Source organism: Campylobacter sp. US25a (genome assembly GCF_004379075.1).
Classification (GTDB): domain Bacteria; phylum Campylobacterota; class Campylobacteria; order Campylobacterales; family Campylobacteraceae; genus Campylobacter_D; species Campylobacter_D jejuni.
Window position 1 is genome coordinate 137,223 of record NZ_RYYM01000002.1, and the last position, 12,200, is coordinate 149,422.

Sequence of the window (12,200 nt, forward strand, 5' to 3'; positions counted from 1 at the left end):
GGATAGAAAATGAGTATATTGGTTAATAAAAATACAAAAGTAATAGTTCAAGGTTTTACGGGTAAAGAAGCAACTTTTCACGCTGAGCAATGCATGGCTTATGGTACAAATATAGTTGGAGGTGTCACCCCTCATAAAGGCGGACAAACTCATTTAGGTAAACCAGTTTTTGATACCGTTGCAGATGCGGTTAAAGCAACAAAGGCTGACGTGAGCTTGATCTTTGTACCTGCTTTTGCTGTGGGTGATAGCGTGATTGAAGCAGCCGATGCGGGTATTAAGCTTGCAGTTGTAATCACAGAGCATACACCTGTAAAGGATATGATGTTTGCTAAGCAATATGCTAATAAAAAGGGTATGAAAATCATTGGACCAAATTGTCCAGGTATTATCACTTCTGAAGAATGCAAATTAGGAATTATGCCAGGTTTTATTTTTAAAAAAGGTTGCGTGGGGCTTATTTCAAAAAGTGGAACTTTAACTTATGAAGCTGCTAATCAGGTAGTTGAAGGTGGTTATGGAATTTCTACTGCAGTAGGAATTGGCGGTGATCCTATCATAGGTCTTGCTTATAAAGAACTTTTAAGTGAATTCCAAAAAGATGATGAAACTAAAGCTATTGTAATGATAGGTGAAATTGGTGGTAGTTTGGAAGTGGAAGCGGCTAAATTTATTAAAGAAAATATTAGCAAACCTGTGGTAGCATTCATTGCAGGTGCAACTGCTCCAAAAGGTAAAAGAATGGGGCATGCAGGTGCCATAGTAGGAAGTGCTGATGAAAGTGCTGTGGCTAAAAAAGAAGCTTTGAAAAGTTACGGAATTCATGTGGTGGATTCTCCGGCTTTAATTGGTGAAGAAATTCAAAAAATATTAGGTTGATAAAGGAAAAACATGAGTATGACAGCTCCAAAAGATACCCCTGTTTGGGTAGATGAGCATAGATGCAAAGCATGCAATATTTGTGTTAGCTATTGCCCCGCTGGGGTTTTAGCTATGCGCGATGATGTGCATGCGGTTTTAGGACAAATGATAGAGGTGGTACACCCTGAATCCTGTATAGGCTGTACCGAGTGTGAGACACATTGCCCTGATTTTGCTATTATGGTGGCAAAAAGAGATGAATTTAAATTTGCTAAACTTACTGCTGAGTCTAAAGATAGAGCTGTAGCCGTAAAAAATAACAAATACAAAAAATTAACATAGGAAAAATAATGAGAGAAGTTATAGCAACAGGTAATGTTTTAATCGCCAAAGCTGCGATTGATTGTGGATGTAAATTTTTTGGAGGCTATCCTATTACCCCTAGTAGTGAGATAGCTCACGAGCTAAGTCATATGCTTCCTGCAAATGATGGAACTTTTATACAAATGGAAGATGAAATTTCAGGTATTAGTGTGGCTATTGGTGCGGCAATGAGTGGAGTAAAATCCATGACTGCAAGTAGCGGTCCTGGAATTTCTTTAAAAGCAGAGCAAATAGGACTTGCATTTATTGCCGAAATTCCACTTGTGATTGTAAATGTTATGAGAGGTGGTCCTTCAACAGGTCTTCCAACCCGTGTAGCACAAGGAGATTTGTTTCAGGCTAAAGCTCCAACTCATGGGGATTTTGCAAGCATTGCTATTGCTCCTGCAAGTCTTCAAGAAGCTTATACAGAAACCATTAGAGCATTTAATTTAGCTGAAAAATATATGACTCCTGTATTTTTACTTATGGATGAAACTGTAGGGCACATGAATGGTAAAGCAGTTTTACCTGATTTAAAAGATATTAAAATTTATAACCGCAAAAAATTTGAAGGAGATAAAAAGGATTACAAGCCTTATGCAGCAGGAGAAAATGAGCCTGCAACTTTAAATCCTTTCTTTACAGGTTATCGTTATCATGTTACGGGACTTCATCATGGAGACATAGGTTTTCCAACTGAAGATGGAGTCATAGTGAAAAAAAATATGGAAAGACTCATAGGTAAAATTAAAAACAATCAAGAAGATATTTGCACTTATGAAGAATATATGCTTGATGATGCTGAATTTTTAATCATTGCTTATGGAAGCGTAAGTCGTTCAGCAAAAGAAGCTATACAAAGATTAAGAGAGCAAGGGATTAAAGTGGGACTTTTCCGTCCAATTACTCTTTATCCAGTGGCTGAGAAAAAAATTGCTGAAGTTGTAAGCAAATTTAAAAAAGTAATGGTAAGCGAGCTTAATATGGGACAATATCTTGAAGAGATTGAAAGAGTAACTTCGCGTCGCGATTTTATTAGCTTGCACCGTGCAAATGGTCGTCCTATCACTCCAAGTGAAATTATTGCTAAGGTAAAGGAGAATATATAAATGGCTTTTAATTATGATGAATATCTAAGAGTAGATAAAATGCCTACTCAGTGGTGCTGGGGATGTGGCGATGGTGTTGTTTTAAAATGTATTATCCGTGCAATAGAAAAACTTGGTTGGAATATGGATGATGTTTGTCTTGTTTCGGGTATAGGTTGTAGTGGTAGAATGAGTTCTTATGTAAATTGCAATACAGTTCATACAACTCATGGTAGAGCTATAGCTTATGCAACAGGTATTAAATTAGCCAATCCTAGTAAACATGTTATTGTGGTAAGTGGAGATGGGGATACTTTGGCAATTGGTGGAAATCATACTATACATGGTTGTCGTAGAAATATTGATTTAACACATATTGTGATTAATAATTTTATCTATGGACTTACGAATTCTCAAACAAGTCCAACTACTCCAAAAGGTTTTTATACAGTAACAGCTCAATTTGGAAATATTGATCCAAATTTTGATGCGTGTGAATTAACTAAAGCTGCAGGAGCTTCTTTTGTGGCAAGGGGTAATGTGATCGAAGCTAATAAGCTTGAAAATTTAATTTATAAGGCTTTAGCGCATAAGGGTTATAGTTTTGTAGATGTTTTTTCAAATTGTCATATCAATCTAGGTAGAAAAAACAAAATGGGCGAAGCTGTAGCTATGCTTGATTGGATTAAAAATCGCGTTGTGGATAAAGCTAAATTTGAAAGCATGGATTTTGAAGAAAGAAAAGATAAATTTCCAACAGGAATTTTACATGAAGATAATTCTCAGCCAGAATACTGCCGCGCTTATGAAGAAGTACGTCGTGCAGCCAAAGAAAAAAGAATGGTGGATTTAGGAGCTTTAAAATGAAATATCAATTAAGATTTGGCGGTGAAGGCGGACAAGGTGTTATCACTGCAGGAGAAATTTTAGCAGAAGCAGCCATTAAAGAAGGCCGTCAAGCTTTTAAGGCTTCAACTTATACTTCACAAGTACGTGGCGGTCCTACTAAAGTGGATATTATCATTGATGATAAAGAAATTTTATTTCCTTATGCTGTAGAAGGGGAGATAGACTTTATGCTTTCGACTGCAGATAAGGGCTATAAAGGTTTTCGTGGGGGTGTAAAAGAAGGAGGCATCATAGTTGTAGAGCCAAATTTGGTGCATCCTGAAAGTGAAGATTATAAAAAATGGCAAATTTTTGAAATTCCTATTATTACCATAGCTAAAGATGAGGTAGGAAATGTGGCTACTCAATCAGTTGTAGCACTTGCAATTGCTGCTTATATGAGCAAATGTATAGATTTAGATGTTTTAAAGGAAACTATGCTTCATATGGTTCCTGCAAAAACTCGTGATGCAAATGCTAAGGCTTTTGATCTGGGTGTAAAATACGCTACTCAAGCAAAACCACATTCATAATAAATTCCGCACCATGCGGAATTTAACTTCTAAAATTTTACATATTGCAAATAAAATTTAAATTTTAATTATTTTAATTTAGCTACTTTTAACGATTAAAATTTTATAATCAAAAACTTATATTTTCAAGGAAAATTAATGGATTTTTTTGATGAAATGTTTAATAAAACTCCAAAAGAAAAATTTATAGAAATTATACAAAATGGAAATTTAGGAGCCTTAGAAAAAGTTTTTGAGGAATTTTTTGCTGATCATATTGCCATGGTAGAACTTTTAGAAAAACAAGGTTTAACAGAAATGGATGTAAAAAATTTCATATTAGAAAATGGTGATTTTATAGAAGAAAGGCAAAATGATATTTATATAGAATTAGGCGCAAAAATTTTAGGACACGAAGGCTAAAATTGTTTAAAATAAGCCCTTGTTTAATTTGTATTTTTTTTATTTTTAGCAATGTTTTAGCATCTGAACCAACTTTTGATTATACTTATAAATTTATACTTAAAAAAGATGAGAGAGCTAGTGTGCAGATTAAAGAAATAGGCTATGAAGATAAGGTGCAAAATTTTGATTTTTATTGGACTTTGTTTGATAATACTAATATCATCGTACATTCGAAATTTCGCAAATATCCGCGTCAATTTGTGATGAGTTTAAGAAGAAATTTGGATTGGGTAACTCAAACTTTAATACCTGATTATACTAATCCACATATTGATAGAGCAAGACTGATTTTAGAATTTAGTGCTTATAATAAAGGTTTGGCAACTTTTACGGTTTATATAGAAGATAAGGAATCTCGCTTAATGGTAGAATTTTTAGATCCAAGAAAAAAAGCTTTACAAAATCCACCGCAAAATAATCAGGTTGTTCCTATGATTAATTTTAACGAATCTCAGGTAAAACCATTAACAAGCAAAGAAAATAATAATAGTAATTAACAAGGAAAAGATAGTGCAAAAAATAGATGAATTAATAAAACAGTTTTTACAAGAGCTTGGCTATGAACCTATTTTAAATATGCTTTCAAATGTAAAATCAGGAAAAAAATTACGTTCTAAATTATTATTAGCTATCGCAGATGAGAGTGAGATTGCTTTTAAAATTTGCGCAGCTATAGAATTGATACATCTTGCTAGTTTGTTACATGATGATATTATTGATGAGAGTGAGTTAAGACGTGGAGCAAGATCTGTTAATGCTGAATTTGGTACAAAAAATGCTCTTATGTTGGGCGATATTTTGTATTCCAAAGCCTTTTATGAATTAAGCAAAATGGATGCTAGATTTGCAAGTATTATTTCAGATGCTGTTGTAAAGCTTGCTATAGGCGAACTTATGGATGTTGATTTGGGAGAGAAATTTAATATCAATAAAGAAGCTTATTTGAAAATGATTTATAATAAAACAGCTGTTTTGATCGAAGCAAGTGCGAGATGCGGAGCTATTTTGGCTGGATTATATGAAAAAGATTTTGCAGAATATGGTAAAAATTTAGGACTCGCTTTTCAGATGATTGATGATATTTTAGATATTAAGAGCGATGAAAAAATTCTTGGAAAACCTGCTATGAATGATTTTAAAGAGGGTAAGACTACCTTACCTTATATTTATCTTTATGAAAATTTACAAGAACAAGATAGGATATATTTGCAGACTTTATTTAAAAAAGATTTAAATGAAAATGAAAAAGAGTGGCTAAAAACTAAATTTGAAGAACAAAAAGCTTTGGAAAAAGCTATTTTAGAAGCTAAAACTTATACAAAAAAGGCTAGTAAAGCGATTGAAAAATATGATAATAACAAGCTTAATGATATTATTAAAGCTATGATAGATAGGGAATTTTAATGTATTATTGTATATCTTTTACTCATAAAAATACAGATATTGCCTTAAGGGAAAAGTTAAGCTTTTCCAATGAAGCTAAAAAAAGTGAGTTTTTAAAAATCATTAGCACTCATGAAAATATTGAAGAATGTTTGGTTATAAGTACTTGCAATCGTGTTGAAATTGTTGCTTTTATAAAAATGGCCTGTGCGGAGTTTATTGTTAAATCTTTGGCTTTACTTTGTGATGTGGATAAAGATATTTTGCTTGAAAAAGCTGATATTTTTGAAGATAGTGGAGCAATCCACCATCTTTTTTCTGTAGCAAGTTCTTTGGATAGTTTGGTGGTCGGCGAAACTCAGATAGCAGGACAATTAAAAGATGCCTTTGCTTTTGCTGTAAAAAATAATTTTTGCGGAGTACACCTTTCAAGAGCGGTACATAGTGCTTTTAAATGTGCTGCTAAGGTACGCAATGAAACTCAAATTTCTAAAAATCCTATTTCTGTAGCTAGCGTTGCTGTAGCAAAAGCAAAAGAACTTGCAGATTTAACGCAAAAAAAAGCTGTTGTTATTGGAGCTGGAGAGATGGGAGAACTTGCGGCAAAACATTTAATTGCTGCGGGTGCTAAAGTGATTATTTTAAATCGTGACTTGCAAAAAGCTAAAGATTTGTGTGAGAGACTTGGTGTTTTAAGCGAATATGATAGTTTAGAAAATTTAAAAAAATATTTAAATCAATATGAGTTTTTTTTCTCAGCTACTAATGCACCAAATGCTATTATTACAAATTCTTTAATAGAAGAACTTCCTTACAAAAGGTATTTTTTTGATATTGCAGTTCCAAGGGATATCGATATTAATGAAAATGAAAATATATCTGTTTTTGCTGTAGATGATCTTGAGATTGTGGTTCAAAAAAATTTAGCACTAAGAGAACAAGAAGCTCGTATGGCTTATGGGATAATAGGTCGTGAAACAAGTGAATTTTTTAGGTATTTAAACGATTTGGCTTTGATGCCTATTATCAAAGCCATACGCTTGCAAGCTAAAGAATATGCAGATAAACAACTTGAAATTGCGTTAAAAAAAGGATATTTGAAAAAATCTGATAAAGAAGAAGCTAGAAAGTTGATTCATCAAGTTTTTAAGGCTTTTTTACACACACCTACTGTGAATTTGAAACATTTACAAGGTAAAATGCAAAGCGATACAGTGATTAATGCTATGCGTTATGTTTTTGATTTGCAAAATAATCTTGAAGGTTTAAATCAATATAAATGTGAATTTGATATGGAGAATAATGATGAGATTTACTAAATTTTATGCACCAAGTTTAAAAGAAGCGCCAAAAGATGCGAGTTTGCCTAGTCATATTTTTTTAACGCGTGCGGGTTTTGTAGAACAAATTGGCAGTGGACTTTATAATTTCTTGCCTTTAGGAAAAAGAGTTTTAGATAAGATTAAAAATATAGTTAAAGAAGAAATGGATAAGGCTGGAGCACAAGAAGTAAATCTTAGTTTTATCACTCCTGCAAGTTTGTGGCAAGAAAGTGGGCGTTATAATGTTTTTGGAAAAGAACTTCTGCGTTTTAAAGACAGAAAAGAAAATGAATTTGTTTTAGGCCCAACACATGAAGAAGCTATGCTTTCTTTGGTAAAAAACAAAATCACAAGCTATAAGCAACTTCCTTTGCATTTATATCAAATCGGACTTAAATTTCGTGATGAAGCAAGGCCTAGATTTGGGCTTTTAAGATGTCGTGAATTTTTAATGAAAGATGGATATAGTTTTCATGCTAATGAAGAAGATTTAGGGCGTGAGTTTGAGCTTATGTATAAAACTTATTCTCAAATTTTACAAAGAATGGGACTTGATTTTAGAGCAGTTGAAGCTGATAGTGGGGCTATTGGTGGAAGCGGTTCTAAGGAATTTATGGTTTTGGCAAAAAATGGGGAAGATGATATTTTAATTTGCGAAAATTGTGATTATGCGGCTAATGTTGAAGCTGCAAAAAGAGCTAAAAAAAATTGTCAAGATGAGCGTCCCGAAGCAAATTATGCAAGTAAATTTCACACTCCAAATATTAAAACTATAGATTCTTTAGCACAATTTTTTAAAATCAATGCTTTTTATACGATTAAAGCAGTGGTAAAAAAAGCTATTTATGAAAATGAAAGCAAGTTAGTTGTGTTTTTTATAAGAGGAAGTGATGATTTACAAGAAATCAAGGCTCAAAATGCTTGCAATGCCCTTGAACTAGTCGATGCAAGCGAAGAAGAATTAGAAAAAGCTGGTTTAGTAGCTGGTTTTATAGGTTTTGTGGGATTAAAAGATATAGATTTTTATATAGATTTTGAGCTTGAAAACGAAAAGCAAATGATTATGGGTGCGAATGAAAAAGATTATCATTTAATCGGCATTGATGTTGTAAATTTAAACAAAGATCGTTTTAAAGATTTGATTGAAGTTAAAGAAGGGGATTGCTGTGCTAAATGTGGAGCAAAATTAAAACAAAGCAAAGGTATAGAAGTAGGGCATATTTTTAAATTAGGACAAAAATATTCTAAAGCGATGAATGCAAATTTTTTAGATGAAAATGGCAAAAGTCAACCTTTTTATATGGGATGTTACGGCATAGGTGTTTCACGCTTGTTGGCTGTAGCTATTGAAGCAAGTCATGATGAAAAAGGATGTATTTGGAATAAAACTTTAGCTCCTTTTGTGCTTGAAATTATTGTTTCAAATCTCAAAGATGAAAAGGCTTTAGAATTTGCTAATAAGCTTTATGAGGATTTAACTAATCTTGGATTAGAGGTATTGCTTGATGATAGAAATGAGCGTTTTGGGGTTAAAATGAATGATTTTGAACTTATGGGTTTTCCTTATGCGTTAGTTATTGGTAAAGGATTAGAAAATAATGAAATAGAGTTTATCCAAAGAGAAGGTTTGATAAAAGAGCTTATAAAAACTGATGAACTTATGGAAATTCTTAAAAAGAAAGTGTTATGAATTATAAATTAAGTTTAAGCCCTTTATTTGTACTTGAAATTATTGCAAGTATACTTTTTATAGTGTTTTTTGGTTTTGGTAATTTTTTATTTTTCATACTTTTGAGTATGATTTTTGGTGCGGTTTTATTGGGAATTTTTTGGAAAAATATGCTTGAATTTCAAATGGGTGGCTTAAAGGATATGTTAACACAATTTTCTTTTGTTATCGCAGGGTTTTTACTTGTTTTTCCAGGGATTATTACAAGCGTTTTTGGAATTTTTGTATTTTTCTTTGGTATTGCTTTGAAAATAATGACTAAATCAAAATATCAATACACTAAGCAAGAGTATCAAAATTCTAATGAAGAAATCATTGATGTTGAAATTATAGAGGATAGAAAATGAAGCTTATTATCGCAACAAGAAAAAGTCAATTAGCTCTTTGGCAAAGTGAACATGTAGCCCAAATTTTAAAAAATACACATCAAATTGAAGTGCTTTTAGAAGGTTTTAAAACAAAAGGCGATGTTTTGCTGGATTCTCCTTTGGCAAAAATTGGCGGCAAAGGACTTTTTACAAAAGAACTTGAAGAAAGTATGCTAAGAAAAGAAGCACATTTGGCGGTGCATAGTTTAAAAGATGTGCCTAGTTTTTTTCCTCAAGGTTTAGTTTTGGCAGCGGTAAGTAAAAGAGAGCAAAGCAATGATGCTATGCTAAGTCAAAATTATAAAGATTTTCTTTCTTTGCCAAAAGGTGCAAAAATAGGCACTACTAGTGTTAGACGTAAAATGCAGCTTTTATTGTTAAGACCTGATTTAGAGATTATTTCTTTGCGCGGTAATGTTAATTCTCGTATAGAGAAATTAAAAAATAATGATTTTGATGCGATTATTTTGGCAATGGCGGGAATTAAACGCTTAAACTTAGATAAGCAAGTGAATTTTGTTTATGAATTTAGCAAGGATGAACTAATCCCTGCAGCCTCTCAAGGAGCTTTAGGTATAGAAAGTATAAATCATGAAAAAATTTTAAAACTTTTAAAATGTTTAAATGATGAAAATGCTTTGATTGAAACAAGCATTGAAAGGGAATTTATCGCTACTTTAGAAGGGGGTTGTCAAGTTCCTATAGGTATTAACGCAGAGCTTTTAGGAGATGAAATTTGTGTGCGTGCAGTGCTTGGACTTCCTGATGGAAGTGAAATTTTAAAAGATAAAAGAATGATTAAAAAGAATGATTTTAAAGGTTTTGGGGAGAGTTTGGCTAAGGAGTTTATTGCTAAAGGTGCTAAAGAACTTTTAAAAAAAGCTGAGAGCATGCTATGAAAGAATTTATTCAAATTTTAAAAGAAAATGATCTTTTAAGGGTAATTGAAGAGCCTGTAGATGTAGATCTTGAAATCGCTCATTTAGCTTATATAGAAGCTAAAAAAGGAGAAAAAGGTAAGGCTTTATTATTTAAAAATCCTATAGATAAAAAATTAAATAAACAATATAAATTTCCTGTTTTGATGAATACTTTTTGTAATGAAAAGGCTTTAAATTTAGCTTTTGGGCGTGATTATGAAGAGGTGGCTGAAGAAATTTCAAAACTCACCAAGCTTCATATTCCTACGAGTTTTAAAGCAAAAATGGATTTTTTTATGAATTTGTTAAGTTTTAAAAATGTTCCTCCTAAAAGACTGAAAAAAAATAAAGCCTTGTATGATTATGAAATTTTAAACTCACTTGAAGAACTTCCTATACTAAAAACTTGGGAATATGATGCGGGTAAATTTATCACTATGGGGCAAGTTTATACACAAAATTTAGATAAAACTCAAAATAATCTTGGAATGTATCGTTTGCAAATGAGCGATAAAAATGAACTTTTAATGCATTGGCAAATTCATAAAGATGGGGCAAATTTTTATCACGAATACAAAAATGCTGGTTTTAAAAAAATGCCTGTAAGTATAGCTATAGGCGGAGATCCGCTTTATATTTGGTGTTCTCAAGCACCTTTACCTAAAGGAATTTTTGAACTTTTGCTTTATGGTTTTATTAAAAAAACTCCTGCAAAACTTACCCCTTGTGAAAATGGTATTTTTGTACCTTATGATAGTGATGTGGTTATTGAAGGTTATGTGGATTTAGAAGAGTTTAAAATTGAAGGTCCTTTTGGAGATCATACGGGTTTTTACACTCCTGCTGAACTTTTTCCTGTGATGAAAGTAGAAAAAATTTATACTAAAAAAGATGCGATCTATCAAGCAACGGTTGTAGGAAAGCCTCCTTTAGAAGATAAGATTATGGGGCTTGGTACCGAAAGAATTTTTTTACCCTTGCTTCAAACTTCAGTTTCTGATTTAATTGATTATAATATGCCTGAAAATGGAGTTTTTCATAATCTTATCTTAGCAAAAATCGATGCAAAATATCCCGCTCATGCACAACAAATCATGCATGCATTTTGGGGAGTGGGGCAAATGAGTTTTGTTAAACATGCAATTTTTGTGGATAAAAATGCACCTTCTTTGAAAGATTATGATGCTTTAATTCCTTATATTTTAAATCGTTTTGATGCAAAGAAAATTTTAATTTCAGAAGGAATTTGCGATCAATTAGATCATGCTTCGCCTAATGCTTGTTTTGGGGGTAAAGCAGGACTTGATGCTTGCAAGGAAACACAAGTAGAAGAGCTTGAAATTTTAGAAGATAAAAAATTATTAGAACTTTTTAAAACTAAGGTGGAGCTTTTAAATTTAAAGCAATTTTATAAAGAAAGCAAAAGTCCTATAGTTTGCATTTTGCTTGATAAAAAAGAAAAAATCGAACAAAGTTTTAATAAACTTTTAGAATTTAAAAAACATTTTAGGATTTTAGTATTTTTGGATACCGAAAATAAGCTTGAAAACCCTTATATGCTTGTTTGGCGTGTGGTAAATAATATAGATGCTAAAAGAGATATTTTTATCAAAGAAGAAAGACTTGGAGTGGATGCAAGTGCTAAGGGTGAAGCTGAGGGCTATTTAAGAACTTGGCCTAAGCAAACAGATTGCACTAAAAGCGTGATAGAAGATTTAATCTTGCGTAATATCTTAGAAAATAATCCAGATCTTTTTAATAAATTTGAAATTTTTTAAGATAGTTGAGATTTTTTTAAAATTTTGGCACAGTTTTTGCTTACTGTTTTTTATATTGAAAAATAAATTTTTCTTTATAGGGTGTTCATAATTTTATAAATTTGTCGATATAAGCTTGTAACTAGCAATAAGAAATTTTAAAAAGGATTTTAAAATGGAAATATCGAAGGCAAATGGGCAAATGGATACAGCTTTGGCAAACATTAGCCAAAGAACAAGTGAGACACAGGCTAGTTTAAACATTCAAACCGATAGAAGTCAAAGCCAAGGAGGCGATGATGGACAACAACAAGGTGTGAGTGAAAAGTTAGCTGATATTACAAAAAAGTTAAATGAACAAATGGATTCTTTAGATACTAATGTTCGTTTTGGTTATAGCGATAAAATTAATTCTATGTATATTAGCGTGACTGAAAAAAGTACTGGAAGGGAAATTCGTCAAATTCCTAGCGAAGAAGCTATGAGATTAGCTGAGTATTTTAGAGATGTGATAGGAATGATATTTGATAAGGAGAGTTAA

14 protein-coding genes are annotated in these 12,200 nt (G+C 32.1%); all 14 read left to right on the forward strand.

Features of this window, described 5'->3' with window-relative positions; all coding sequences use genetic code 11:
* The first annotated feature begins 9 nt into the window (after positions 1-9).
* The 14 genes from sucD to ELQ12_RS02975 all read left to right on the forward strand — a co-directional run bounded on the left by sucD (position 10) and on the right by ELQ12_RS02975 (position 12,200).
* The gene (sucD, locus tag ELQ12_RS02910; RefSeq protein ID WP_070261616.1) at positions 10-879 is read left to right on the forward strand and encodes a succinate--CoA ligase subunit alpha; all 870 of its coding nucleotides are present in this window, start codon (positions 10-12) and stop codon (positions 877-879) included.
* A gap of 12 nt (positions 880-891) precedes the next feature.
* Positions 892-1,203 carry a 4Fe-4S binding protein gene (locus ELQ12_RS02915; RefSeq protein ID WP_070240562.1) on the forward strand — a complete coding sequence of 104 codons (312 nt, stop codon included), beginning with the start codon at positions 892-894 and terminating at the stop codon, positions 1,201-1,203.
* Between the two features lie 8 nt (positions 1,204-1,211).
* Positions 1,212-2,336 carry a 2-oxoglutarate synthase subunit alpha gene (locus tag ELQ12_RS02920; protein WP_070261617.1) on the forward strand — a complete coding sequence of 375 codons (1,125 nt, stop codon included), beginning with the start codon at positions 1,212-1,214 and terminating at the stop codon, positions 2,334-2,336.
* Positions 2,337-3,182, forward strand: coding sequence for a 2-oxoglutarate ferredoxin oxidoreductase subunit beta (locus ELQ12_RS02925; protein ID WP_070240561.1), 846 nt, complete (start codon positions 2,337-2,339; stop codon positions 3,180-3,182).
* The gene (locus ELQ12_RS02930; protein ID WP_002870949.1) at positions 3,179-3,736 is read left to right on the forward strand and encodes a 2-oxoacid:acceptor oxidoreductase family protein; all 558 of its coding nucleotides are present in this window, start codon (positions 3,179-3,181) and stop codon (positions 3,734-3,736) included. Before ELQ12_RS02925 ends, ELQ12_RS02930 begins: the two co-directional genes overlap by 4 nt.
* A 138-nt stretch (positions 3,737-3,874) precedes the next feature.
* A complete protein-coding gene (locus tag ELQ12_RS02935; RefSeq protein WP_002854834.1) occupies positions 3,875-4,138 on the forward strand; it encodes a DUF2018 family protein in 264 nt (87 codons plus the stop codon).
* A 2-nt stretch (positions 4,139-4,140) separates the two neighbouring features.
* Positions 4,141-4,677: an exporting protein gene (locus ELQ12_RS02940; RefSeq protein ID WP_134264560.1), complete on the forward strand. Its 537-nt coding sequence runs from the start codon at positions 4,141-4,143 to the stop codon at positions 4,675-4,677.
* Between the two features lie 13 nt (positions 4,678-4,690).
* Entirely contained in the window at positions 4,691-5,584 is an 894-nt protein-coding gene (locus tag ELQ12_RS02945; protein WP_070240560.1) for a hexaprenyl-diphosphate synthase, read from the forward strand.
* Entirely contained in the window at positions 5,584-6,882 is a 1,299-nt protein-coding gene (hemA, locus tag ELQ12_RS02950) for a glutamyl-tRNA reductase (RefSeq protein ID WP_052949771.1), read from the forward strand. The genes ELQ12_RS02945 and hemA overlap by 1 nt, the downstream gene beginning before the upstream one ends.
* Positions 6,866-8,575: a proline--tRNA ligase gene (locus ELQ12_RS02955; protein WP_134264561.1), complete on the forward strand. Its 1,710-nt coding sequence runs from the start codon at positions 6,866-6,868 to the stop codon at positions 8,573-8,575. The genes hemA and ELQ12_RS02955 overlap by 17 nt, the downstream gene beginning before the upstream one ends.
* Positions 8,572-8,961: an FxsA family membrane protein gene (gene fxsA, locus ELQ12_RS02960; RefSeq protein ID WP_070233421.1), complete on the forward strand. Its 390-nt coding sequence runs from the start codon at positions 8,572-8,574 to the stop codon at positions 8,959-8,961. The genes ELQ12_RS02955 and fxsA overlap by 4 nt, the downstream gene beginning before the upstream one ends.
* Positions 8,958-9,881: a hydroxymethylbilane synthase gene (gene hemC, locus ELQ12_RS02965; RefSeq protein ID WP_070261618.1), complete on the forward strand. Its 924-nt coding sequence runs from the start codon at positions 8,958-8,960 to the stop codon at positions 9,879-9,881. The genes fxsA and hemC overlap by 4 nt, the downstream gene beginning before the upstream one ends.
* On the forward strand, positions 9,878-11,680 hold the full coding sequence (locus ELQ12_RS02970; RefSeq protein ID WP_070261619.1) for a menaquinone biosynthesis decarboxylase: 1,803 nt from the start codon (positions 9,878-9,880) through the stop codon (positions 11,678-11,680). The genes hemC and ELQ12_RS02970 overlap by 4 nt, the downstream gene beginning before the upstream one ends.
* A gap of 154 nt (positions 11,681-11,834) precedes the next feature.
* The gene (locus ELQ12_RS02975) at positions 11,835-12,200 is read left to right on the forward strand and encodes a FlaG family protein (RefSeq protein WP_002870942.1); all 366 of its coding nucleotides are present in this window, start codon (positions 11,835-11,837) and stop codon (positions 12,198-12,200) included.